Here is a 24,358-nt window from a genome sequence, read left to right as displayed (position 1 = left end):
TTTTGGATGAGGGTTTGAGTTAAATATAATTGTGTTTTTGATTGTCCTCTGTTTGAGATGATGCAAAATTTCATCCTTATTTCAAGAAAAACTTTCATTTTTTTACAGCGGTGATTTTTGTAATATTTTTATAAATTATTGACCTAATTTTACTGGAAATCCAGCAAGAAAATTTGTTAATCATTCCATAAACCTGATGAGTCAATTTATACTGTACCAAGGAAAGGCGAAGGAATTATCGTATTTCCCGTACATTATTGAGTTTGCCAATTATAAAATCCAGAATATTCAGCTCAATTCCCAAGAAATAAAGGCAAGTGAAGGCATTAGAATTTGCTTAATTGTAGATGGGAAATTTGATTGGAATATTGATGGACAACCTTTTTTACTGTATCCAAATGATGTTTCGCTTACTTGTCCGTGGCAAACAATCGGGAGTAGTAAAGGAGCTTACGACATCGGAGCATTGATGTGGATAACCATAAAACCACTTCACTTTGAAGCCAATGGAGAATTGGTTTTGGGAGAATGGAGTAGTATTTCTGAAACCGACCAAAGAGTAATCGGCACTATTCTTTCATTGAATAAAAAACCTATTCTTACTCGTTTAAAAGCTTGCCAACAAATCTTCCAAAATATAGAAGTAGAATTATTCACCAAAGAGTTGGGCTACAGAACTCGTGTAAACCATTTAATTGATGAATTATTGATTACTGCGGTGCGACATTTGAGCAAACAGGATAACCTCAGGCGAGATTTTCCGCAAACTTTTTTGAAATTGGAACAAACTCTTCGTGAAAATTTATCACATCCTTGGTCGGTTGAAGAAATGGCAGGTTTAGTGGGTCTGGGAACAACTGCCTTTAGTGAAAAAGTAAAAGCGTTTTCGGGCTTTTCGCCTTTAAATTATCTTATCAACATCAGGATTTCAGAAGCCATTAAATTATTAAGCAGAAAAGATTTAAGTTTGACAGATATTGCTTTGGAAACAGGTTTTTATTCCTCTCAGCATTTTTCGTCAACCTTTAAAAAACTAACAGGCTACACGCCTCGTGAGTTTAGAAAGAATACTGATTAAATAGCGTCAGGCTTTCGGTAATCAGCTATCGGCAAATAGTAAAAAGAAAAAACGAAGGCTCACAGCCGATTACCGAAAGCTGATAGCAAAGAAATTACCCAATTTTATAAACTTAAAAAAGCTCAAAGCTGATAGCTCACGGCTCATAGCTTAAACAATAACTATGGATTGTATCATTACTATCGACATTAATACTTCTGCTGTTAAAATTCATGCTTTTGATATGAATGGGCGAATGCTTTGCTGGAAAAAAGGTTCGTACCCAACCTTTCATCCACAGCCTGACTATAGCGAACAAGACCCCGAACAGATTTTTATCACTACGCTTTATATTCTTAAAAACTTATTGAACGAGTACGTTCATCCTAAAAAATATAAAGTAACCGCCATTTGTTTTAGCTCGTCGATGCACAGTGTTTTGGCGGTTGATAAAATGGGAACTCCTCTTGGAAATGCTATTATTTGGGCGGATAATCGTGGCGTAAAAGAAGCAGAAGCCCTAAAAAAACATCCTCAAGGAGAAAGTATTTTTAATACAACAGGTACTCCGATTCACCCAATGTCGCCCATTGTAAAAATTACTTGGATAAAAAATCACGATAAAGCTCGCTTCGATCAAACACATAAATTTATCTCCTTAAAAGAGTATATTATTAAACAACTTACTGGCGAATATGTGGTTGACCACAGCATTTCGTCATCGACAGGGCTTTTTGATATACATAATCTTAAGTGGAATCAAGATTCTCTAGATTTTGCAGGCATCACCGCCGACCGACTTTCTGAACCACTTTCGGTTTTCAATACCAATCTATTCTTGAAAAAAGAGTATTGTTTTACATTGGGTTTACCCGCTAAAACTACTTTAATTATTGGTGCAAGCGATGGCTGTTTGGCAACATTAGGCGCTGGAATTGTTGGTTCAGGCAGAGCCACCATCACCATTGGCTCTAGTGGTGCTGTTCGGGTGGCTGGGAAAGGAGTATTAAAAGATGAAAAGAATCGCTTTTTTAATTATCTCTTAGCCGAAGGCTATTATGTTTCGGGTGGACCAACCAACAATGGCGGAGTTGTTTTTGAATGGTTTGCACGCCAATTTGGTGATTTTTCAGAAGATTTAGATTTTGAGGATGTCGTTAATGATTTATTCAAAGAAGCGGCTCAAGTAAAAGCTGGAGCTGACGGTTTATTGTTTTTACCTTATTTACTTGGAGAAAGAGCGCCACTTTGGAATGCCAATGCCCGTGGAATGTACTTTGGTTTAAATATCAGTCACGAACGGAAACATTTTGTACGTGCCACGCTTGAAGGAATTCTTTTTGAAATGTACAGTATCGGAAAAATCCTTGAAACGCATAGAAATTTTGATAGCATTTATATCAATGGGGCTTATGCGTCTTTGCCTTTGTGGACACAAATTTTGACTGATATGTACGGAAAAACCATTCACGTCAACGACCATCATGATAGCGTAGCTTTGGGAACAGCTTTATTGGGACTTACTCAATTAGGTGTTTATAGTAATTTGGAAGCGGCGGCTTCGACTGTAAAATCTGTGGAGACCTATCAACCCAATCCTAAAAATCACGAAATTTATATGAAGTACTTCGAGATTTTTGAACGATTAAGCCATAACTTAAAAAATGAATTTGAACAGATTGTTGCCTTGCAACAAGAGCTTTAAGTACTTTCGTACAAGATGTAAGAATTTAAAAAAACTTAGTCAAGAGACTCTCTTTAAAACACTCAATCAGTTTTAAAGAGAGTCTCTTGATTTTTATTCAGCTTTTGTCAGATACTTATTAGAAACCAAGTCCGCTAAAAAAGCACCGTAAGAAAGCGTACTAATTTTTGAACCATTTGACTTAAAATGTCTATTGGCAAAACTAACCATAAACTCCAATGTTGTTTGATTGGCTGGAAATTGTAATCCATTACGAAAGGCAACAATAATATCAGGGAAAGTCTCTCCTTCAAGTACTTCTCCATTTTGCGTTAAATACTTCATCATAGCTAGTTTTAATTATGTTTTAGATATTGTAGGACAAACATAAGCTTCTAAAAGCAAGTTTCAAAGCCAAAAAGGTGCAAGATACTGCTATCCTACACCTTTTATAAAAGATTTTTAAACACTTCTAAACAATACTACTCTAAAATCTTGATTTTAATATCTTTAAAATAAGCTACACTTTTAGGGTCATGTCCCTGTAAAGCAATTGTTCCTGAACTAAGTTTTTTCAACCCACGGTCAGCTGGAAGAGTATCAGGCTCTGTATAATCAACCGCTACTTTATCGTTTATTTTAATAACAATTCTTTTGTCTTTCACAATTATATGATACTCGTACCACTCATTATCTTTCGCCAAATTTTCTTTCACGTCGTTGATACCATACAAACTTCCCGTTTTACGCCAGTCGCCATGTGTTTGGTTTACTTGTACTTCATAACCTTTTTCGGGCCAGCCAGAAGCTTGGTAAGCTGTATGAATAAAAATACCTGAGTTTGAACCCGGTAAAGTTTTCGCTTTTAATTTTAACTCAAAATTTTTGAAGTCGTGTTTCCCAACAGTTCCCTCATAAAATAAATGAGTACGTTCGCCTGCTACTTTTATCGTTCCATCTTCGATAGAAAACGTATTGGGATTTTCTTCATTTACTTTCCAACCAGCAAAAGATTTTCCATCAAAAAGCGAAAACCAACCTTTTTCTTTTTTCTGAGAAAAAGCAGGACTCATTGATATTAAGAATAACAGTACTAAAGATAGTTTTTTCATGTTTGAATGATTTGAATTCCTTTGGAAGGAATGGGTTGTTTTATTGAATCGCTAAATTACGAATACATTTTGGCTATAAACGTTGAAAATCGCTGTATATGTTTCTGTAGGGTAATTACTTCAGAGAGTATTCGAAAATTCATTTTCTAGCCTCTTCTCAAACCTAATAAGTACTAATAATTATATATTTTCTTGAGTCTGTTAAACTTACTTAGTAGATGATAAAATCTTGCAGAAATAAGGCAAAAAAATACTTAATTTTTTAGGTATTTTAAGGTAGAAATGACGCTCCGTGGCTTACATTTGAGGAATAATTTTATACCCTCAGCTCATGGATAATGTAGAAATACTCTCTCGGATTCAGTTCGCTTTTACCATTGCTTTTCATTATATCTATCCGCCATTAAGTATTGGTCTTGCCTTGGTGATGGTCTGTATGGAAGGTCTCTATTTAAAAACAGGCGACAAAGTTTATGAACAATTAACCCGTTTTTGGATTAAGATTTTCGCCCTAATTTTCGGTATCGGTGTCGCCACGGGTATCGTAATGGAATTTGAATTTGGTACCAATTGGGCTTCTTACTCTCGTTATGTAGGTGATATTTTTGGTTCTGCTTTAGCGGCAGAAGGTATTTTCGCTTTCGCTTTAGAATCTGGATTTTTAGGAATTTTGATTTTCGGTTGGAATAGAGTAAGTCCGAAAGTACACTTTTTTGCAACCATTATGGTTACGATTGGTTCAATGTTTTCAGCCGTTTGGATTGTGGTCGCTAACTCTTGGCAACAAACACCAGCGGGTTATCACATCGTTGGCGAAGGCTTAAAAGCAAGAGCTGAAATTACAGATTTCTGGGCAATGGTTTTCAATCCTTCTTCTGTGGACAGATTGTCACACGTTTGGATTGGCTCATTTTTGGCAGGTTCTTTTTTGGTTCTGAGTGTTCACGCTTATTATTTGTATAAAGAACGCCATGTAGCACTTTCTCGCAAAGCTTTTAAAATCGCCTTGACGGTCGCAACAATTTCTTCATTAGCACAATTATTTACGGGGCATCATTCAGCAGATGGGGTAGCCAAAAATCAACCTGCCAAATTAGCGGCTTTTGAAGGACATTATGATAGTTCAGCCGTGGCAGATATGTATTTATTGGGTTTTGTTGATACAAAAAAGGAAGAAGTAACAGGCTTGAAAATTCCGAAAGGCTTGACTTTTTTACTTCACCAAGATTTTACAACGCCCGTAAAAGGACTCAGAGCCTTCCGAAAAGAAGACCGACCAACAGCCGTAAATTTTGTTTTTCAGACTTATCATTTGATGGTGGCAATCGGGATGGCGTTAATTGGGCTTACACTTTTAGCTTCTTTTTTATGGTATAAAGGGACTTTGTTTAATCAAAAATGGTTGTTTAGAATTTTCTCATTCTCGGTTTTATTACCGCAATTGGCGAATCAATTAGGTTGGTACTCTGCCGAAGTAGGGCGACAACCGTGGGTGGTTTATGGTTTATTGAGAACTTCCGACGCACTTTCTAAATCTGTAAAGGCAAATCAAGTTTGGTTTTCACTTATCATGTTTACTGTAATTTATGTATTACTCTTTATTTTGTTTATTTACTTACTCAACAAAAAGATAAAACATGGACCAAGTGACCATCATGAAAAAGATGAAATTATAGATTCTTCAAAACGGAATAATCCAATTTTAGACTAACCTCTCTTAAACCTTCAACTCATAAACTCAGAAGCTTATGGCTACTTTTTTAGGAATAGATTTGCCCACATGGTGGTTTGCCGTTATCGGAGCGGTTTTTACAGGCTATGCCATTTTAGATGGTTTCGATTTAGGAGCAGGTGCCATTCATTTACTTTTCAAAAAAGAAGAAAGCAGAAGAATCGCCCTCAATGCCATTGGACCGGTTTGGGATGGCAACGAAGTATGGTTGGTAATTGGTGGGGGAGCATTATTTGCGGGTTTTCCAGAAGTATATGCTACATTATTGTCTGCTTTTTATATTCCCTTTATGTTGTTTTTGATGGTGCTGATTTTGCGTGCCATTGCCATAGAATTCAGAAGTAAAGAAACCATGCTTTGGTGGCGACAACTATGGGATATTATTTATTCGATTTCAAGTATGATGATTGCTTTTCTATTAGGCGTTGTATTAGGAAACCTTATTCAAGGTATTCCGATTGATGAGAATTTTGAATACCAAGGAGATTTTGTACAATTATTGAATCCTTACGCCTTACTGACGGGTTTAACTACTTTAGCATCTTGCACGATGCACGGTTCAATATATTTAGTAATGAAAACCGAAAAAAGACTTTATACCAAATTATCTATTATGGTAAGTGATACCAGTCGCTTTTTTGTGGTTTGTTATATCTTGCAAACAATGGTAACATTGGTATATTTTCCTAGTATGTCAGCTACATTCAAAGCCCATCCTACACTCTTTGCCGTGCCTTTGATTACAGTTTTGATTATCATCAACACCCGAATACTGTTAGAAAAAGGAAAATATATGTTGGCATTTATGTCTTCTGCATTTACGATGGCATCACTTTTGGTGACGGTAGCGATGAACTTATTTCCCAAAATCATCCATTCAACCATCAATCCAGCCTACTCAATTACCATTTATAATGGAGCTTCTTCTGAAAAATCGTTGTCGATTATTTTGCTCTTTGCCACAATTGGCGTACCGATTGTAGCTACTTATACTTTCTTTGTATTCTGGACATTTAAAGGGAAAGTAAAGTTGGATGAGAGTTCTTATTAGGATTTAGTGAGTTGTGAATTAGTGATTGGGGGGATATTTTATAAAGATATTTGCTCCCTTTTCTATACTAAGCATTAATTTTTAATGTAGTGGCAATCCCTTGCGGTTGCCATTCCATATTGTGGCAAACGAAAACGGCAACCGCAAGGGATTGCCACTACAAGTTCTGAATATCTCAATCTTGCAATGATTGAAAGAAAATCTATATTGAAATTAAAGTATTGGCAGAAATACCTAAGTTTTTGTGTAAATTCCTAATCATTTTAAGGCTTAACTGTCTTTTTCCGTTCAATACTTCAGACACTCTATTTTCTCCGCCAAAATATTTTGCTACGTCTTTTTGATTTAATTCTAATTCTGCCATTCTGTATTTGATTGCCTCAATAGGATTTGGTTTTGGAATTGGAAAATGTTTCTTTTCATATTCGCTTGCCAAAATAGTAATAGCTTCTAATATTTTTTCTTCCTCAGAACCTTCAGGACATTCTAAAAGTAACTCAATAAGCTCATTTGCTTCCGCAAATTCTTGTTCATTGGTAATTGGCTTGATTTGAATTTTAGTTTCCATTTGTCTAAATGTTTGAAATGTCTTTTATTTTGTCATATTCTTTATGAGTACCTAAAAATCTAACGTAAACAGCAAAGAATTTGTACCTAACATAAGCAACTAATCTGTATTTATTTAGGGCGATATTAAAAACAATTCTACCGTTTCCTACTATATCTGCTCCTTTAAAATCTTCAATAATTTGATTAGGGTTTTCATAGGTGTTTTCTTCCATCTTCTCATACCAAATTTCCAGAGAAGTTCTTGCATCAGGGTATTTGTCCCAAAATTCTTTTAGCGTTTTATGTGAATAAATCCTCATTATTACAAATATAATCAAATTAGTTCCACAATTTGGGAAGTATTCTTTAAAAAAACTAATCGAAACAAATGTTGTTCAGAAAAGATGATAATTGCCTTAAAGCGTAGCGGCAATCCCTTGCGGTTGCCGTTCCACAGGCAAACAAAAACGGCAACCGCAAGAGTTGCCGCTACACGATATTTTAGGCAAGGACAATTCATCATTCAAAACTCCTCACTCACTTCGCCATTTCCCGAATTTGTACTTCTAAGGCTTCGGCTTTGCTTTGTGCTTCTTCCAAAGGTAAACCTTTATTCATTTCTGGACGTGAATGTCCGATATTCGTTAGCCAAGCGTCTTTTAAAATATTTTGTCTTTCAGTAATCAGTTTTATAAAAGCATCTGGGTTTTCAATATTAGTAAGTGTTGCTTGAATCGTTCCTGCTTTGATGATTTCTTTTGCTCCTAAGTGCATCAAAATGCTTTTTGCCATAATCCAATGCCCTGCTTCGGCTGGGTGAATGCCATCATTTGCCAAAGCAAAAGAGGTTTCAATACCTAATCTTTGGTCTAATCTACGATGTGCATCCAATATCCTTTGCATCGGATAATGCACATCTATTACTTCCCATTTTTCTTTTTTGGCTTGTTCTATCAACCAATTTGAATATACATCTAAGACATCAGCATAGCCAATTTTCTTGCCTTTTACTTCATCGTAAATCGGTGGTGTCAGGTGGATTATTTTTGCCCCAGAAGCCACTACTTTGTCGTGCAACCATTGAATGCCATCTTTAAACTTCTGAAAACGGACTAAATCTAAAGGTAAATAAATGCCGTCGTTCATGCCATAAGAGGCAAAGACTAAATCGGGTTTTGTTTTTGCTAATACTCTTGATAGGCGTTCGTGCAAATCTGGTCGGGGAAATCTTCCGTCGGCATGACCATCTTCCGACAATCCCGAAACAGTTTCACTGGGCAATCCAACATTGATAAATTCAATCTTTTGATTGGGAAAATGAGCAATACAATATGCCTCAATGTCATTGACATAATTGCCTGCGTAAGTAATGCTATTGCCCAGAAATAATACTTTTTTAATTTCTGGTTTAAACAATGGCTGTGGTGCTACTTGTGCAAAAGCGATTGATGCTACTAAAATAAGGAATAGAGAAAAAATACTTTTTTTCATGTTTTGGTTAATTTACTGAATCTCGAACTGATACGTTCCTGCTGTTAATGTATTAATTTTTAATTGTTTATGCGTAATGGAAATACTTTTTTCTACTACCGAATACTGCTTTTGAATATGCTGATTGGTTTTTACATTCAGTAAAACTGTTGCCGTTGCATTAGCAGGAATGGTGATAGTATAGACAATCTTCTCTCCTACCCTTTTCCATGAAGAAATAATTTTGCCTTGCGGACTATCATGCGAAGCTTCAAAAGCGTTTAGGTTTTCTACAAAATTAGGTGCTAAAATGATATTTTTAAAACCCGCCTGAGAAGCATCAGGTTTGATTCCCCCGATGCCTTTGTACAACCAAGCTCCAATTTCACCAAACATAATATGATTCATTGAAATATCGCTTTTGGCATCAATCGGCCAATTTTCAAACAGTGACGTTGCCCCGTTGACAATCCACCAGCCCCAAGAAGGAAAGGTTTCTTGCGAAGCGATTTTATACGCTACATCGGCATAACCATTTTCACTTAAAGCATTCAAAATAGCTTTTGTACCCAATAAGCCTACATCTAAATGGTTGTTGTCGGCTGTTACTCGCTTTGCTAAGTTTTCAGCTACTTTGGCTTTCAATTCTTCTGGCACTAAACCCCAACACAGCGGAACGCTTAGTTCTGTCTGGAATCCGCTTCCGTAAATGCCTGTTGTTTTGTTGAGGTACTTGTTGTTGAAAGCTGTTTTTATCTTTTCTGCCAAAGCTGAATACTTTTCATAATCGGCGGTTTTGCCAAATAGCTTGGCGGTTTTTGCCAAGATGCTGGCATCTACAAAATAGTAAGCCGAAGAAGTTAATTCAACTGGTGATTTTGATTTGACAGGCACCCAGTCGCCCAAGCCCCAAGTCGTTAATCCGTTTGGACTAATGGATTCTATATGATTGACATAGCGTTTGAGGTTTTCGTAATTGTCTGCCAAAATCTTGGTATCGCCATAAAACAAATAGATATTCCAAGGAATAATGGCGATGGTACTTGTCCAGTCTGGGCCATTTCCCCATTCATAACCCCAACCGTCAGTAGGAATAATAGAAGGCAAAACGCCATTGGCTTGTTGTTCGTCACGATGGTCGGCAAGCCATTTTTCGTAAATCGTAATGCCGTCAAAATTATATAATCCCGTTTCGCTGGCGATATGGGCATCGCCCGTCCAACCATTTTTCTCTCTTTGTGGACAGTCGGTCGGATAACCAAATAGATTCGACAAGTAAGAAACATTCGTAGCCGCCCAAATTTTATTAATGGTCGGGTTAGAGGTAGTCACATTTCCAGCCACAGGTACATCACTGTGCATAAAATAGCCCGAAAGACTTTCTTTCGTCAATTGAATCGGCTGCGAACTCGTTACTTCTACATATTGAAAACCCTTATAATTGAAATGTGGCATAAAACTTTCTTCGCCTTTCCCCGAAAGTATAATGATGTCCGTTTGGAAAGGGTCTTTATCATCCGTCGGGCGATAATGCACATCAATATTTGATAAATCCGCTCTTCCGTTCGGGTATAACCTTTCAGCGTGCTTCAAGCGTAAAACCGTACCCGCTTTGCCCGAAACTTTAATTTTACTTACGCCCGAAATGTTTCTGCCCAAATCAAAAACAAAGGTACTATCATTGATTTTATTTAAACTTTTGCTCGAAATTTCTTCTACATTTCTAATCGGATGCAAAGCCTGAGCGACGATATTGTTGGAAGGAGCAGTTCTAAAAATTACCTCTTTCCAATGTTTATCATCAAAATTAGCTTTGTTCCAATCGGCTTGCTCCAGTCTGGCATCGTAATGTTCTGCCGTGTAAATACTATTGAAAATAATCGGACTCAAAGCCGTTTTCCAATCCTTGCCCGTAGCAATTACTTCGCTTGTTCCATCGGCATATTTCACCCGAATATCCATGCAAAAAGTGGGACGACCACGCCAAGGTGCTTCGTGAAAATACCAAACGGCTGTCGATTGATGATTGTACCAACCATTGCCCAAGAGTACACCAATGGCATTTTTGCCCGATTGTAATTGCTTCGTCACATCGTGCGTCACATACAAAGTACGTCTATCAAAACGAGTGTACATCGGGTCGAGGCGGTGATTACTGATTTTTTCACCATTGATATACAATTCATACAAACCAGCCACGGCAATATAGGCACGTGCCGAAACGATTTTTTTGTTGCTCTGAAAACTCTTTCTAAAATAAGGAGCAGGCTTGGTATTTACCTCCCTCGAATCGCTAATCCAAGCACCTTGCCAATTACTCATGTTCATCATGCCCGTTTCAAAAGTGGCAATGTCAGAAATCGTCGTTTGTCCATCTTTATCCCAAATCTTTACACGCCAAAAGTATTTAGTAAAAGCCTGCAAAGCCTTGCCTTGATAGCTCACTAAGGTTTGGGAAGTGTTTTTTTGACCAGTATTCCATTCATTCGCAATGCCTTTGCTTAAAGCCAAAGAATCAGTATTGACCAAAACCTGATACGCCTTTTGTTTTGCCCCTTTTCGGGCATCCGCCAACTGCCAAGTAAATCGTGGCGAAGGTGCATCAATTCCCAAAGGATTGACCAAATACTCACACTGCAAAGCCCTGAGTTGGCAAGGCGTATTGCCCAAAATACCTTGACCAAGCAACAAAAAAGCAGATAAAATACAAAGACGCATGGAAGAAAATGGAAGGTTCATAGCTGTTTATGAGTAAATCTAAATATAAGAGCAAGGAAATTACGGTAGAAAATATTAGAAGCTATTCTCTTTTGTGGGTTAAATTCCTTCCTGCAACATGCAGGAAAGAATTTCAGCGTATTATTTTGTTCCTGCAACGTGCAGGAAGGAATTTCAACGCATCTTTTTGCTCCTGCAATGTGCAGGAAGGAATTATCATTCGATGTTTTGCTCCTGCAACTTGCAGGAAGGAATTTCAGCGTATCTTTTTGCTCCTGCAACGTGCAGGAAGGAATCATCACTCGATGTTTTGCTCCTGCAATGTGCAGGAAGGAATTATCACCCGATGTTTTGCTCCTGCAACGTGCAGGAAGAAATTACCGTATAATAAATTCTGAGTAAAAAGATGTTTTAGGGTTTTTATGTTTAGGGTTAAAGTGATACTTTTAGGGGATTGGACGGTTTGTATATTTTAACTATGCCAGAGTTTTCATAAAACTTTTGTATAGTTGCAAGTTGTTTGAATTTTAAACTAACCAAAATAAATGAAGGGGCAAAAAGAGAAATTAATAGAAAGTATAAATCTCTATTTAAGAAAAAATAAACTTGACAACGACACAAAAATATATAGCATTGAGCAATGGAGAGAACGAAATGAAGAACATCTAAACGATAGTGATTTTGTAATTGTATCAGAAGGGGGACTTAATTTCATTTTGAATTATGGTGATTCTGATGAGTTCGACGAATTAATAGAATCATTTGGGTATTATATGGAAATGGGGCATAGTTGGAGTTATGGTTTTTATTTTGATGGAGTTACTAAGGAGAATAAAAATTTAGGAAACATAAACTATTTTGAAAAATTAAAAGATGAAAGATGGATACTTAAACGAAATAAAGTAAGAGTAAAAGCTAATTTTGAATGTCAAGATTGTGGTAATACAAGTAACTTAGAAGTTCATCATTGCTACTATAAATATGGCTTGGAGCCTTGGCAATACCCAATTGACGCCTTAAGATGTTTGTGTTCAAAATGTCACGAGGAAAGAGGAATAGTTGAAATGGAATTAAGAGCCAGAATGGCTGACCTGAAGACACAAGATTTAAAAATTATTTCTGAATTGCTTTATGGAGGGATTAATTATTATCCACAAAATAAAGTTTTAGATTTAATCCAGTATCTAAAATTAAGTATAGATGCGTTAAAAACTGAACAACAATAGTACAAAATAACCTCGGCTATTCAAACACTTCTCTCAAATTGAACGATAAATACAATGCAGACGCTGTCTGCAAAGCGAGTAATTGTTAAGTGAAACAACACCAAAAACAAAAGTCCCGATAGGGACAATATATCGGTAGAAAACCACAAGACCATTGCCCAAACATAGTTCCGCAGGAACGAAATATACCGTTCCTACGGAACTATGATTATCTTTCACAAAACATTTCTACCGATATTTTACTCCTACGGAGTATTGAGCTACTCGGTTATTTCAAAGTATTTTAACCAACATAATTTCACAATCAATGAATTTCAGTTTGACTTATGTACTTGATAGGCAATACTATGAAGAAGCTTATCGGGAAATGATTTCTTCATTAAAGCTAAAAAAATATGAGCCTGTTTTTGCAATCATTATGATAGTTTTTGGAATAGGTTTGTATTTATTGGATAAAAATAATAAGCTAAGTATATTTCCTTTGGTCTTTATTTGTCTGGGGATTTACGAGTATTACAAGGTTCACTATGAGAAGAAAAAGTGGCTAAAAGATAGATTAGATAGTAGAGTATTCAACCAGCCAATGACTCTTGAGTTTAATGAAGCCACGATAAAACACAGTAGCACCTTCGCTGATGGAGAGTTTAAATGGGATGGTCTTAAAGACATCGTTAAAACAAAGAATGGCATTCTTTTAAAGCCTGAAAATGGTGTAAGTATATATTTACCCGATAAAATATTTAGAAGTAGCGAAGAAATTGAATTTATTCTTTCCAGAAAGAAAGGGGAAAAACACAAAAGCTAATGCTGGCAATATTTCCCTCGCTGTTCAAAGTATTCTTTCGAATTGAAAGATAAAGTAAAATGCAGACGCTGTCTGCAAAGCGAGTAATTGTTAAGGGAAACAACAGCAAGAACAAAAGTCCCGATAGGGACAGTATATCGGTAGAAAACCGCAAGACCATTTTCCCAAACATAGTTCCGTAGGAACGAAATATACCGTTCCTACGGAGGGTATATTAAACATCCTTTACTTCAATACCATATTTAGGCAGTTCATGCCTTATTTCTTCGTATATTTTTAGCCATTCTTGATAGCCTTCCTCAATCTGCAATTCCGTACAACTTGCAAAGTTGGCGTGCTTACGTGTAAATTCTAACTCTTCTTCGACTTTCATTAATAAAAGCTCTGGTGAGGGAATGAATACAGTATGCAATCGATGATTGTTTTCTTTAAGTTTATTGGATAGATACAACATCTGTTTGATATTTTCACAGGCATAACTTACTAAAACATCAGTTGCTTTATCGTTTAATTCTTCACATAATATATCTAATATTTTTTCTGGTTTCCCTTCAAATAACTCATATCTATGTAAAATATGCTTATTGAAAAAATCTCCCATTATTATTTTTTCAATATTAGGAATATTATCAAAGTAAGGTTCAGTTGTCCTTAAACCTAATGTTATAAATACATTCATAAATAAAAATATTAATTTATTTCTCAATATTGCCTTTTGTTACGCTTTACCAATTGGTGAAATGCCATTGCGTATCCTCCAACTACTAAGTACTCGACTTGGTGTTGATTCAATTGAGATATAAAATCTTCAAAGTCTGGTTCAAGTGTCATTACTTCATTGTTTTTTGAGAAGAAATAGTTTTATCCATTCTTTGTAAGGGTTTTAGATTTTGATTCACCAGAAAGGTAACTGCTGCTAAACGTTCTTGAGGTGTCTTACTCTGCCAAAAGCTAAAATCTTCAAGAGCTTGGTTACTGTTTTTCAAATCAGTTTGGTTAAAAACCATCGCTATTTTTCTTCTCATAATTCCTTATATTTGACAAATAAAGGTACAAAATTTACCACGCTGTTTCAATCCTTACTTACTTTTGGTTTCAAACTCAGCCTACAAATTATTCTAAACACACATAAACAAGCATCATCATGAAAAAAAGCCTCTTAATCCTTTGCCTATTGATTGTCAATTGTACTTTCGGACAAAGTAAACAAGCCCTTACGGACGAACAAAGACTCAATAAATGTATCGCTGAAAATACCAATTACTTTACTTTCGACGGACAAAAACCCAATGGAAAAGGATGGACAATCCTTGAGAATCTTTTTGCCGAAAATCAATTTGTGGCTTGGGGCGAATACCATAATTCGCCAATGCTTTCTCAGCTGACAAGCTTTGCTTTGGAAAGTGCTTCAAAGAATGGCTATAAAACTTGGTGTGTTGAAACAAGTCCGTTCGTGGCATCGGAATTAATGAAAATTGCTAAAACCAGTAATCCTTTAGAAACGATTCAAAGTTTTTCAAAAGAGAATCATATCAGACCTACCTTTCCTTTTTTTGAAAGTAAGGAAGACATACAAATGCTACAAACAGCCAACAAATTGAATTATACTATTTGGGGAATTGACCAAGAATTTCAAATGACATTTCCTTATTGTATCAACAAATTGTATAACAGAGTCCCGAATTCGTTGAAACAACAGTATAAACCCGTTGCTGATAGCCTGTTGGCTAAATGGTGGATGCCTAACGGGAAACTGTTAGATAGTTTAACAAAAGTAGTGAAGTCGCCAAGTTTAAAACAATTAGCCAATGAAATTAAAATCTCAAAAGAGATTTATTACGAAGGCGACAATGCCAAAAGAGCAAGCTTGATGAAAAGTAATTTCTATAAATATTATGACGCTCTGAAGACTAAAGATGAAAAAATATTTTTCAAAATGGGAAGTAATCATTTAGCAAGAGGCATGAATTTAATAACAAAAGTTTACGATATAGGAAATGCCATTTTTGAAGTAGCAGAACATAACAAAACTAATTTTGCCAATGTTTATTGTATGGTGAGATATACCACTGAAAAAGGCAAAATCATTGATGATTTTGAAAGTAATGATAACGAAAACCCAAAAGTATTTTCAAAATTATACGACAAAGAGAAATGGGTTTTGGTTGATATAAGAAGCCTTAGACGTAGGATTAAATATGATGGCTCGCTGACAATGGATACCTATCGTTTAATTGAAAAATACGATTTTGTATTAGTTTCGTCAGAGATTATGCAATAAAAATACTTTATTTCACAATTTCCTATTATACTTCGACCAATATCCAAAAAATCTCAATTTACTATGAAAAAAATTCTTTCATTAATACTTTTTATCTGTTGTTTTCAACTAACTAAAGCGCAAATTCTGTCCGATTCGATGATGATTGAAAACCATTCTCGAAGCTTCTATTATCTGCCTACGAATAAAGCTAAAGCTTCTTTAGTGTTTGTTTTGCATGGCTCGCAAGGCGACGGAATGCTTATCCGAAAGTATGGAAATTATGAGCCTACCAAAAAGTTTGAAGAATTGGCGGCTAAAGAAAATATACTCTTGGTTTTTCCAAATGGCTACAAACGTTATTGGAATGAATGTAGAAAAACAGCAAATTCAGCCGCTAATCAAGAGAACATCAATGAAGAAGCTTTTTTCGGACAAATGATTAGTTATTTCAAAGAGAAATATCAAATTGATGAGAAGAAAGTATTTGCTGTTGGTACTTCTGGCGGTGGACACATGGCATATAAATTAGCGCTGACGATGCCCGAAAAGTTTAGAGCCATCACAGCAATCGTTGCTAATTTACCTGATACAAACAATTTTGACTGTGCTGAAAAAAGAATAGCGAAACCAGTAATGATTGTCAATGGTACTTTAGATCCAATTAATCCATATCAAGGTGGAGAAGTAAAACTTGGTCCGACAGTAAATTTAGGTTTCGTTCGTTCAACTGACCGCACTTTTGATTATTGGGCAAGTCTTGCAGGTTACAAAGGCGAGCCAAGCTTGGAAAAATTACCTGATAATGACCCGAACGATCATAAAACCATTGAAAAATATACTTTCAAAGAAAAGAAAAAACCAGAAGTAACTTTATTGAAAGTAATCGGCGGGAAACACGATTATCCTAATGATATTGATGTATATTTAGAAGCTTGGGCTTTTTTTATGCGGAATTAAATGTAATTTTTCTTTGGCAAGAACCAAATGTGTTGGCTGGTACAATATTTCAATAAAAAGTATGTTTAGCCTAAAACAACTCAATTAAGTTAAAACATGACAACAGAAATTCTGATTTCACTCATTACGCTTATCGTTCTCGAAATCGTTTTAGGTATCGACAACATTATTTTTATTTCTATTTTATCCGACAAACTTCCTGCTGAAAAGCGCAAAAAAGCTCGTTTAGTTGGTTTAAGTTTGGCTTTAATTACTCGTTTGATTTTACTGGCAGGTATTAGCTGGATTATGAAACTTGACAAAACGCTATTTACTATTTCGGATATAGATTTTTCTGGAAAAGATTTAATTCTGATTGTCGGAGGTTTGTTTTTATTGTACAAGAGTAACAAAGAAATTTTTGAAAAAACAGAAGATGAACATGACGACAAGCCCTTTATTTATACTTCGTTCTCAAAGATTATTGGGCAAATCATTATCTTAGATTTGGTATTTTCAATCGACAGTATCATCACTGCGGTTGGTTTAGTAGATGAACTTTGGGTGATGTATACAGCAGTAATTGTGTCGATTTCAATTATGATGATGGTGGCGGGTGCAATCAGTAATTTTATCAGTAAACATCCATCTTTGAAGATTTTAGCCCTTTGTTTTTTGATGATGATTGGCGTAACGTTGATTGCCGAAGGTTTAGCTTTTCATATTCCAAAACAATATATTTATTTCTCAATGGCATTTTCTTTCTTAGTGAATGTAATTCAGATTAGAAAAAGTGCAAAATAGATACAATATGATGAGTTATCCAGAATTTTCACTTTAAATAGCGAGTTTTTAAAATTCTTGGATTTGTTCTCGTCCTTACTTTTTGTCTTGATACAAAAAGTAACAAAAAAATCAAGAATTCCTAAACTCGCTCCGCTCAAACAGTAGGAATTCATTACTCATCAATCATAAAAAAGCGGTCGAAATTAGTTTTTCGACCGCTTTTTTATAACTTTAAAATTCAGGATGACTTATATTTCTTACTTTTCTTTACGTTCAATTTCTCTCAAATTCTCTAATTTCTTATTTCTCAAGAAGCCCGTAATATCTTCAAAATGTTCTTTTACTCGCTTGTTGCCGAATTCAAATACTTTGTTAGCTAATCCGTCTAAGAAATCTCTATCGTGAGAAATCAAGATGATTGTTCCTTCAAAACTCTTCAAAGCATCTTTCAAAATATCTTTGGTTTTTAAATCCAAGTGGTTAGTTGGCTCATCCAGAATCAGCAAATTCACAGGCTCAAGTAACAATTTCACCATTGCCAAACGAGTTTTTTCTCCCCCAGATAATACTCTAACCTTTTTGTTAACGCTATCGCCACCAAACATAAATGCCCCCAAAATATCTTTGATTTTAGTACGAACTTCGCCCACTGCAATATTATCAATCGTTTGGAAAACCGTTAAATCTTCATCCAACAAAGAAGCTTGATTCTGAGCAAAATAGCCAATCATGGAATTATGACCTAATTTCAAATCACCTTCAAAAGGAATTTCGCCCATAATAGCTTTTACCATTGTTGACTTACCTTCACCATTTTTTCCTACAAAAGCTATTTTTTCACCTCTTTCAATAGTCAATGAAGCATCTTTGAAAACGACATGGTCATCATAACTTTTACTGACATTATCGACAATAACAGGATAATTACCTGAGCGTGGAGCAGGTGGAAATTTCAAGTTCAAGGCAGAAGTATCTATTTCATCTACTTCTACGATTTCAATCTTCTCCAACATTTTTACTCTTGACTGTACCTGCAAAGTTTTTGAGTACGTTCCTTTGAAACGGTCGATAAACTCTTGGGTTTCAGCAATCATTTTTTGCTGGTCATTGAATTGCTTTTGTTGCTGTTCCTGACGCTCTTTTCTGAGTTGTAAATACTGAGAATAATTTACTTTATAATCGTAAATCCGTCCCATCGTCAGTTCAATGGTGCGGTTGGTAATATTATCAACGAAAGCTCTATCGTGAGAAATTACGATAACGGCTTTGGCATTATTAATCAAGAAATCCTCTAACCATTGGATAGATTCAATATCCATGTGGTTGGTTGGCTCATCTAATAAAATTAAATCTGGGTTTTGAAGAAGTATTTTCGCCAACTCAATTCTCATTCGCCAGCCACCACTAAATTCACTGGTTTGGCGAGTAAAATCTGACCGTAAAAAGCCTAAACCTAAAAGTGTTTTTTCTACTTCTGCATCAAAATTGATTTCTTCAATAGAATAATATTTTTCACTCAATTCAGAAACTTTTTCGATGATGTGCATATACTCATCTGATTCATAATCAGTTCTAGTTTCAAGCTGAGTATTCAATTCATCAATTTCTGCTTTCATGTTCAATACTGTCGAGAAAGCTTTAGAAGTTTCTTCAAAAACAGTACTGTTATCTTCCGTGAGTAAGTGCTGAGGTAAATAAGCAATTACGGCATCGCCCGGAGCTGAAATTTTGCCTCTGGTGGCTTTATCAACGCCTGCTATAATTTTCAAAAGCGTAGATTTTCCCGCTCCATTTTTCCCCATCAGGGCTACTTTATCTTTATCGTTGATGTTGAAAGTGACATCACTAAAAAGAGCTCTTCCACCGAACTCTACCGCTACGTTATCTATTGAAATCATTGTATTTTTTTATGATGTGCAAAGATAAGGAAAAACAAAGTTTTTTATAAATCTGTTTGGTAATCCCTTTAGGTTCCTAAATTGAAGAGCAGTAGAATTAAACATTTCTTGTGTAGCGGTAATCCTTTACGGTTACCGCATATTCAAAACGGCAACCGCAAGGGATTGCCGCTACAATCTATCTTTTGAAAATCCAACATCGAAAAATCATTCTTCTAATTTAGGTTTTGAAGCCGATTTTGCTTGGTTCAAACGGTAACTTAAAGTCAAATTGATTTGTCTTTGTCTTGGTAAAAAATCTCTGTTTGAATAAAAATTTACACCTTCAGTAATTGTTCTTACTCTTCTGCTATTGAAAACATCCAAAATATTTAAAGTAAGCGTACCTTTTCCTTTAAACACATCCTTATTCATCGCCAAATCGGTATAAAATAAATAGCCTCGTCTTCCTTGTGCCAATTGTTGTGGCGCTTCATAATTCGCACGTACTTGTAAATCCACGCCTTTAGGTAAATTAAATTTGGAAGTTTGTCTGGTAAACCAACTGTAAGTATCACTTTTATAATTGCTTGAAACGTTTGAACCATCGGTAATGGCTCTGAAAAAGCTCCAGCTAAAATCTAATTTCCACCATTTGGCTGGCGAGTAAGTGGTGGCGAATTCAGCTCCGTAAGAATTTTGTCCAAGCAAATTCAAGGGTAAAGTCGTAGAAATTCCAGATGAGTTAACAGAACGAATCGACTCAATTTTACCAGATGTTTGTCGGTAATAAAGTGAAGAAGAAAACGAACCTTTTTCAAAATACTTCAAATGCCCCAACTCAAAAGCATTGGTAAATTCTGGATTCAAATTGGGGTTTCCGCTGAAATAATTTCTTTGGTCAGAAAAAGTAACGAAAGGACTCAAATCGTTATAAGTTGGTCTTCTTACTCTTCTTGAATAAGAAATTTGCAAGGCATTTTCATTCGCCAAATTCATCGTAAAATGTGTACTTGGAAATAAATTAGCATACTCTCTTGGATTTACTTCATTGGTTTGCTTCAAGGTCGTTGTCACATTCGTCAATTCTGCTCGCAAACCTACTTGATACGAGAATTTCTTGGTTTTGTTACCGATAATTCCGTAAGCTGCTGAGATATTTTCGTTGTAAACAAAATTATTGGTGAGCCCAGCGAGTGGCTCAAAATTACCTGAAGCATTTTGTTGTGTCACACTATAATCGTTGGTCATATCTCTGAAACTGGTTCGCAAGCCAGTTTCAATTTTTCCTTCTTTCCCAATTGGCTGAATATAATCTACTTGTAATAAAATCTGCTTTTCCGCTTCATCATTAAGCGATTTTTGCAATTTGGTATTAGCCGAATTAGGTTTTCCATCCGCCCAAAATCCATTTTGTTTGAAAGTTTGGTCAGAACGTTCCCAATAATCTAAATAGCGAATATCAGTTACCAATTCCTGACCTTTTTTATCGAAACTTTTCTTGTAAGTAATTGAATATTCTGAATTGGGTTCAGTTTCAGTTTCATCTTGTTGACGATAAGTAATCGTATGTAAAGTTTCCGTTTTATTATTAGAATCATCGTAACGGAAATCTGTAATGCGTCGCACATCGCTTCTTCTTAATAAATATGACGCCGTGAAAATATCTTTATCCGTCAAGAAAAAATCTAATCCACCTTTGATATTATTGTTCAAACCTTTCACACTTCCGCTATTGGTTTGATTCAAGGTAAAAGTTGTATCGTTCGAAAACACATTTTGAAATAATGTACCATTTCCTCTTAAATCACGATACGAAATGCCATAATTGACGAAGAAATTGACTTTTCGGTGACGATAATTGACATTTGCCGAAACGCCATAATTAGCAGGATTTCCAGAAATTAATTCAAATGAGCCATTGAAACCTTGTTTTTGCTCTTTTTTCAGAATGATATTAATAATGCCCGACATTCCCTCTGCTTCATATCGTGCCGAAGGATTTGTGATAATTTCTACTTTTTCAATCAAACTTCCTTGTAATTGTTGTAAGCCAGCACCTCCTTTGAAACTGACTAAACCCGACGGTTTTCCATCAATCAAAATCCTGACATTATCACTTCCACGCAATTTTACACCACCTTCGGCATCCACAGAAATGGAAGGAATATTACTAAGAATATCCGAAGCCGAACCGCCAGCATTCGATAAATCTTTGCCGACGTTAAAAATCTTTTTATCCAAAGCCAAGACCATCGTACTTTTTTCGGCTTGCACCACCACTTCATCCAAAGTACTGCTTGAAGCAGCCAATTGAATCAATCCTAAATCGATTGTCTTCTTTTCTTTCGATAAAGTAAAAACTGCCGATTTAAAAGATTTATAACCAATAAATTCAACCAAAGCATAATAAGTACCGTAAGGATTTTGAATAGAAAATTCTCCTGCATCATTCGCAATATTGCCCCCAACTAACTTTTGGTCGGCATTATTAAAAATTCTTATGGTTGAAAAACTCAAAGCTGTAGCTGTTTGAGCATCCTTTACTTGTCCTTTTACCGTTCCTTGTGCAAAACCTAAAAAGGGCATAAAAAGTAGAAGTATAAAGGGAAAACATTTATGAAATTGTTGGGAGTATGGCATCTTTAAAATTTAGCGATTCATTTGATAAAAGGATGAGGTATTTTTTACTAAAAAATGGTTCGCAATTTAGAAAAGTAATATAACTTTTGTATTGGGAATTATAGGGAACACTGATAATCCATTACCTAAAATCTATTTGAAAAACTTTTACTTAAAACAAAAGTCGTTTCATTCCCTTTTTTACTGTTACAGCTTTGGTGTCCGTCTTTGTCTTATTATTTTTATCAGTGTAAACTTTTTTTCTATTTTGTAAGTTTATACATCATACAAATAAAATCATGTTAAATTTACATCTCTAAACAAAATGCTTTTAATATTATCTAACAGCGTTAAATTATTTATTTTATAGAAATGGCAAGTAAGGACAGGATATTAAGGTTAAAGGAAGAAACCCGCAATAATATATTAGATGCAGCATGTAAAATTGTGAAGGAAGAAGGATGGCAGGGCTTGAGTTTACGAAAAATTGCTGATGCCATAGAATATACTGCTCCTATTATTTATGAGTACTTTGCCAATAAAGAAGCAATCCTTCAAGAATTAACCAAACAAGGTTATTTAGTTCTTAATAAAGATTTAATTTCAGCAAAACAAAGTAAAGAGAATCCAACTGAACAATTGGAAGCTATGTGGTTGGCTTACTGGAACTTTGCTTTCGAAAACAAAGAAATGTACCAATTAATGTTTGGGGTTGAAATGACAACCTGCCACATGGTAGCATTTCCAGAAGTACAAACACCTTATGACTTGTTTACTGAAACAATTATTGAAGTAATGGGTGATAAAAATGCTGATGATGATACTATTTGTCAGAAATATTATACTTATTACTCTGTGGTTCATGGTCTGATTTCAATCAATTTGGTTGGAAATGGTTTGCCGAACGACATGAATCTTCAAATATTAAAAGACGCCATTATTGGAATTACAAGGTCGTTAAATTAATCTCAAATTTCATTTTCAAAAAATTCGAGCAATTGGCTTAATGATTTAAATTTTCTTCATCCGTTATTTTTCTTGAAGTATTTTATTTAACACTGTTAAATTATTTATTCTCATTAATGAACTAAAAATATTCAATATTGATTTTATATAATAAGCGACAATATTTTTTTGAATTATTACTTAACACTGTTAAATAATTAATTAAGATTAAATTCCCTCAAATTTTAAACTAAATAATCCTTATGAATCAACATCCTAAACACAGCAGTAATGTATTTCAAGGCAAATGCACTACAAACAATTAAAACAAAGTTTTTAAAAATTACATTAAGTCAATTCATTTTAACAAATCAAATTAGTCATGAAGAATATATTCTTAGGTGTATTAATCCTTTATACTTTATCTGCTTGTTCAGAAAAGAAACCTATAGTCCAGACCGTTACCGCTCCTTCATTACCTGTTATCAACATTAACAGTACATCAGCACTAACTATTTCTGAATATCCTGCTTCCATTCAAGGAGCAGTAAATGTTGAAATTCGCCCACAAATAAGTGGAAATTTAGAAAAAGTATTTGTTGACGAAGGCGTATATGTAAACAAAGGTCAGTCCCTTTTCAAAATCAATGATTTACCTTTCCGTGCGCAACTAAATAGCGCTATTGCTAGCCTTCATGCCGCTGAGTCGGCCGCTATCAATGCCCAACTGGAAGTAGATAAATTAAGCCCATTGGTACAAAACAAAGTTGTTTCTGAATATCAATTGAAAACAGCACAAGCCAATTATAAAACAGCTTTAGCCAATATTGCTCAAGCCAAAGCGATAGTAAATACTGCTGAAATCAACTTAGGTTATACTTTGATTAAAGCTCCAGTAAGCGGTTTTATCGGAAGACTTCCTAAAAAGCAAGGTAGTTTGGTCTCGTCTGCTGATATTGAAGCGTTGACCCAACTTTCGGATGTTCATGAAGTTCATGTATATTTCTCATTGGGTGAAAGTGATTTTATCGCCTTTAAATCACAATATGAAGGCTTTTCAATCAGTGATAAAATCAAAAACCTTCCGCCAGTTTCGTTAATACTTCCAGATAATTCTGTGTATTCTGAAAAGGGAAGAATTGATATGATAGATGGGCAATTTGATAAAAATACAGGTGCTATTGCCTTACGTGCGACTTTTCCAAATACAAAAGGATTGCTTCGTTCGGGTAATACAGGCAAAGTAAATCTGAGCGTTCAGCATGAAAATGCCTTGTTGATTCCTCAAGAAGCAACTATCGAAATACAAGATAAAATATTTGTTTTTACGGTTGATAAAAGTAATAAAGTAAGCAAACAGCCCATCACAATTGCTGGAAAAAGTGGAACCAATTATTTAGTAAAAGAAGGCATAAAAGACGGGAATAGAATTGTATTCAAAGGTTTCGAAAATTTGCAAGAAGGCACTATCATTGCGCCTGAAAATACTGATAAAGAAGTTGCAAAAAACTAATTCACAAGTTAT

The 24,358-nt window shown here is 35.2% G+C and carries 21 protein-coding genes; 11 read left to right on the top strand and 10 right to left on the bottom strand.

All coding sequences use genetic code 11. The features are described from left to right. The first annotated feature begins 196 nt into the window (after nucleotides 1-196). Both VB798_RS08305 and VB798_RS08300 read left to right on the top strand, forming a co-directional pair. Nucleotides 197-1,078: a helix-turn-helix transcriptional regulator gene (locus tag VB798_RS08305; protein WP_323257843.1), complete on the top strand. Its 882-nt coding sequence runs from the start codon at nucleotides 197-199 to the stop codon at nucleotides 1,076-1,078. Nucleotides 1,079-1,241: 163 nt separating this feature from the next. Further along, nucleotides 1,242-2,762, top strand: a complete 1,521-nt coding sequence (locus VB798_RS08300) for a gluconokinase (protein WP_323257841.1) — start codon at nucleotides 1,242-1,244, stop codon at nucleotides 2,760-2,762. A 93-nt stretch (nucleotides 2,763-2,855) separates the two neighbouring features. Here VB798_RS08300 and VB798_RS08295 read toward each other — a convergent pair whose 3' ends face one another. Next, nucleotides 2,856-3,089 carry a hypothetical protein gene (locus tag VB798_RS08295; RefSeq protein WP_323257839.1) on the bottom strand — a complete coding sequence of 78 codons (234 nt, stop codon included), beginning with the start codon at nucleotides 3,087-3,089 and terminating at the stop codon, nucleotides 2,856-2,858. Nucleotides 3,090-3,223: 134 nt separating this feature from the next. Further along, a complete protein-coding gene (locus VB798_RS08290; protein ID WP_323257837.1) occupies nucleotides 3,224-3,853 on the bottom strand; it encodes a 3-keto-disaccharide hydrolase in 630 nt (209 codons plus the stop codon). Nucleotides 3,854-4,184: 331 nt separating this feature from the next. On the opposite strand from VB798_RS08290, the gene VB798_RS08285 reads away from it, so the two are divergent. Next, nucleotides 4,185-5,564 (top strand): cytochrome ubiquinol oxidase subunit I, encoded by a 1,380-nt coding sequence (locus VB798_RS08285; protein WP_323257835.1) that lies wholly within the window; start codon nucleotides 4,185-4,187, stop codon nucleotides 5,562-5,564. A 37-nt stretch (nucleotides 5,565-5,601) separates the two neighbouring features. Then, nucleotides 5,602-6,636 (top strand): cytochrome d ubiquinol oxidase subunit II, encoded by a 1,035-nt coding sequence (gene cydB / locus VB798_RS08280; RefSeq protein ID WP_323257833.1) that lies wholly within the window; start codon nucleotides 5,602-5,604, stop codon nucleotides 6,634-6,636. A 202-nt stretch (nucleotides 6,637-6,838) separates the two neighbouring features. On the opposite strand, the gene VB798_RS08275 is transcribed toward cydB, so the two are convergent. The 4 genes from VB798_RS08275 to VB798_RS08260 form a co-directional block, all read right to left on the bottom strand. Beyond that, nucleotides 6,839-7,204: a helix-turn-helix domain-containing protein gene (locus VB798_RS08275; protein ID WP_323257831.1), complete on the bottom strand. Its 366-nt coding sequence runs from the start codon at nucleotides 7,202-7,204 to the stop codon at nucleotides 6,839-6,841. A 4-nt stretch (nucleotides 7,205-7,208) separates the two neighbouring features. Continuing rightward, a complete protein-coding gene (locus VB798_RS08270; RefSeq protein ID WP_323257829.1) occupies nucleotides 7,209-7,523 on the bottom strand; it encodes a type II toxin-antitoxin system HigB family toxin in 315 nt (104 codons plus the stop codon). A 199-nt stretch (nucleotides 7,524-7,722) separates the two neighbouring features. Continuing rightward, nucleotides 7,723-8,676 (bottom strand): SGNH/GDSL hydrolase family protein, encoded by a 954-nt coding sequence (locus VB798_RS08265; protein ID WP_323257827.1) that lies wholly within the window; start codon nucleotides 8,674-8,676, stop codon nucleotides 7,723-7,725. Nucleotides 8,677-8,688: 12 nt separating this feature from the next. Beyond that, nucleotides 8,689-11,394: an alpha-L-rhamnosidase gene (locus tag VB798_RS08260; protein WP_323257826.1), complete on the bottom strand. Its 2,706-nt coding sequence runs from the start codon at nucleotides 11,392-11,394 to the stop codon at nucleotides 8,689-8,691. Between the two features lie 524 nt (nucleotides 11,395-11,918). Between VB798_RS08260 and VB798_RS08255 the strand changes: the two genes are divergently transcribed. Together VB798_RS08255 and VB798_RS08250 are read left to right on the top strand one after the other, a co-directional pair. Next, complete coding sequence (locus VB798_RS08255; RefSeq protein ID WP_323257824.1) at nucleotides 11,919-12,599, top strand: HNH endonuclease; 681 nt, start codon at nucleotides 11,919-11,921, stop codon at nucleotides 12,597-12,599. Between the two features lie 307 nt (nucleotides 12,600-12,906). Beyond that, the gene (locus tag VB798_RS08250; RefSeq protein WP_323257822.1) at nucleotides 12,907-13,404 is read left to right on the top strand and encodes a YcxB family protein; all 498 of its coding nucleotides are present in this window, start codon (nucleotides 12,907-12,909) and stop codon (nucleotides 13,402-13,404) included. A 214-nt stretch (nucleotides 13,405-13,618) separates the two neighbouring features. On the opposite strand, the gene VB798_RS08245 is transcribed toward VB798_RS08250, so the two are convergent. Beyond that, the gene (locus tag VB798_RS08245; protein ID WP_323257820.1) at nucleotides 13,619-14,083 is read right to left on the bottom strand and encodes a hypothetical protein; all 465 of its coding nucleotides are present in this window, start codon (nucleotides 14,081-14,083) and stop codon (nucleotides 13,619-13,621) included. A 151-nt stretch (nucleotides 14,084-14,234) separates the two neighbouring features. Then, on the bottom strand, nucleotides 14,235-14,429 hold the full coding sequence (locus VB798_RS08240) for a hypothetical protein (protein WP_323257818.1): 195 nt from the start codon (nucleotides 14,427-14,429) through the stop codon (nucleotides 14,235-14,237). 119 nt (nucleotides 14,430-14,548) lie between these two features. Between VB798_RS08240 and VB798_RS08235 the strand changes: the two genes are divergently transcribed. The 3 genes from VB798_RS08235 to VB798_RS08225 all read left to right on the top strand — a co-directional run bounded on the left by VB798_RS08235 (nucleotide 14,549) and on the right by VB798_RS08225 (nucleotide 17,407). Continuing rightward, entirely contained in the window at nucleotides 14,549-15,685 is a 1,137-nt protein-coding gene (locus VB798_RS08235) for a hypothetical protein (protein WP_323257816.1), read from the top strand. A 63-nt stretch (nucleotides 15,686-15,748) separates the two neighbouring features. Continuing rightward, complete coding sequence (locus tag VB798_RS08230; protein ID WP_323257814.1) at nucleotides 15,749-16,624, top strand: alpha/beta hydrolase family esterase; 876 nt, start codon at nucleotides 15,749-15,751, stop codon at nucleotides 16,622-16,624. 96 nt (nucleotides 16,625-16,720) lie between these two features. Beyond that, complete coding sequence (locus tag VB798_RS08225; RefSeq protein ID WP_323257812.1) at nucleotides 16,721-17,407, top strand: TerC family protein; 687 nt, start codon at nucleotides 16,721-16,723, stop codon at nucleotides 17,405-17,407. 239 nt (nucleotides 17,408-17,646) lie between these two features. Here the strand turns inward: VB798_RS08225 and VB798_RS08220 are convergent, their stop codons facing one another. Further along, a complete protein-coding gene (locus VB798_RS08220; RefSeq protein ID WP_323257810.1) occupies nucleotides 17,647-19,287 on the bottom strand; it encodes an ABC-F family ATP-binding cassette domain-containing protein in 1,641 nt (546 codons plus the stop codon). A 207-nt stretch (nucleotides 19,288-19,494) separates the two neighbouring features. Next, complete coding sequence (locus VB798_RS08215; protein ID WP_323257808.1) at nucleotides 19,495-21,855, bottom strand: TonB-dependent receptor domain-containing protein; 2,361 nt, start codon at nucleotides 21,853-21,855, stop codon at nucleotides 19,495-19,497. A 405-nt stretch (nucleotides 21,856-22,260) separates the two neighbouring features. On the opposite strand from VB798_RS08215, the gene VB798_RS08210 reads away from it, so the two are divergent. Together VB798_RS08210 and VB798_RS08205 are read left to right on the top strand one after the other, a co-directional pair. Continuing rightward, a complete protein-coding gene (locus VB798_RS08210; protein ID WP_323257806.1) occupies nucleotides 22,261-22,854 on the top strand; it encodes a TetR/AcrR family transcriptional regulator in 594 nt (197 codons plus the stop codon). 361 nt (nucleotides 22,855-23,215) lie between these two features. Continuing rightward, nucleotides 23,216-24,346: an efflux RND transporter periplasmic adaptor subunit gene (locus tag VB798_RS08205; protein WP_323257804.1), complete on the top strand. Its 1,131-nt coding sequence runs from the start codon at nucleotides 23,216-23,218 to the stop codon at nucleotides 24,344-24,346. The last annotated feature ends 12 nt before the right edge of the window (nucleotides 24,347-24,358 follow it).

It is taken from the genome of Arcicella lustrica (assembly GCF_034930985.1).
In the GTDB taxonomy this organism is placed as follows: domain Bacteria; phylum Bacteroidota; class Bacteroidia; order Cytophagales; family Spirosomataceae; genus Arcicella; species Arcicella lustrica.
The sequence above is the reverse complement of the archived record's forward strand: the minus strand, read 5'-3'. Positions and strand labels throughout refer to the sequence as shown.

Bases quoted from the DNA above. Each gene is read 5' to 3' on its own strand.
- VB798_RS08255 (WP_323257824.1), top strand. From the start codon at position 11,919: ATGAAGGGGCAAAAAGAGAAATTAATAGAAAGTATAAATCTCTATTTA.
- VB798_RS08250 (WP_323257822.1), top strand. From the start codon at position 12,907: ATGAATTTCAGTTTGACTTATGTACTTGATAGGCAATACTATGAAGAA.
- VB798_RS08225 (WP_323257812.1), top strand. From the start codon at position 16,721: ATGACAACAGAAATTCTGATTTCACTCATTACGCTTATCGTTCTCGAA.
- VB798_RS08215 (WP_323257808.1), bottom strand. From the start codon at position 21,855: ATGCCCTTTTTAGGTTTTGCACAAGGAACGGTAAAAGGACAAGTAAAG.
- VB798_RS08300 (WP_323257841.1), top strand. From the start codon at position 1,242: ATGGATTGTATCATTACTATCGACATTAATACTTCTGCTGTTAAAATT.
- VB798_RS08260 (WP_323257826.1), bottom strand. From the start codon at position 11,394: ATGAACCTTCCATTTTCTTCCATGCGTCTTTGTATTTTATCTGCTTTT.
- VB798_RS08265 (WP_323257827.1), bottom strand. From the start codon at position 8,676: ATGAAAAAAAGTATTTTTTCTCTATTCCTTATTTTAGTAGCATCAATC.
- VB798_RS08240 (WP_323257818.1), bottom strand. From the start codon at position 14,429: ATGAGAAGAAAAATAGCGATGGTTTTTAACCAAACTGATTTGAAAAAC.
- VB798_RS08275 (WP_323257831.1), bottom strand. From the start codon at position 7,204: ATGGAAACTAAAATTCAAATCAAGCCAATTACCAATGAACAAGAATTT.
- VB798_RS08205 (WP_323257804.1), top strand. From the start codon at position 23,216: ATGAAGAATATATTCTTAGGTGTATTAATCCTTTATACTTTATCTGCT.
- VB798_RS08210 (WP_323257806.1), top strand. From the start codon at position 22,261: ATGGCAAGTAAGGACAGGATATTAAGGTTAAAGGAAGAAACCCGCAAT.
- VB798_RS08235 (WP_323257816.1), top strand. From the start codon at position 14,549: ATGAAAAAAAGCCTCTTAATCCTTTGCCTATTGATTGTCAATTGTACT.
- cydB (WP_323257833.1), top strand. From the start codon at position 5,602: ATGGCTACTTTTTTAGGAATAGATTTGCCCACATGGTGGTTTGCCGTT.
- VB798_RS08295 (WP_323257839.1), bottom strand. From the start codon at position 3,089: ATGATGAAGTATTTAACGCAAAATGGAGAAGTACTTGAAGGAGAGACT.
- VB798_RS08285 (WP_323257835.1), top strand. From the start codon at position 4,185: ATGGATAATGTAGAAATACTCTCTCGGATTCAGTTCGCTTTTACCATT.
- VB798_RS08290 (WP_323257837.1), bottom strand. From the start codon at position 3,853: ATGAAAAAACTATCTTTAGTACTGTTATTCTTAATATCAATGAGTCCT.
- VB798_RS08220 (WP_323257810.1), bottom strand. From the start codon at position 19,287: ATGATTTCAATAGATAACGTAGCGGTAGAGTTCGGTGGAAGAGCTCTT.
- VB798_RS08230 (WP_323257814.1), top strand. From the start codon at position 15,749: ATGAAAAAAATTCTTTCATTAATACTTTTTATCTGTTGTTTTCAACTA.
- VB798_RS08305 (WP_323257843.1), top strand. From the start codon at position 197: ATGAGTCAATTTATACTGTACCAAGGAAAGGCGAAGGAATTATCGTAT.
- VB798_RS08245 (WP_323257820.1), bottom strand. From the start codon at position 14,083: ATGAATGTATTTATAACATTAGGTTTAAGGACAACTGAACCTTACTTT.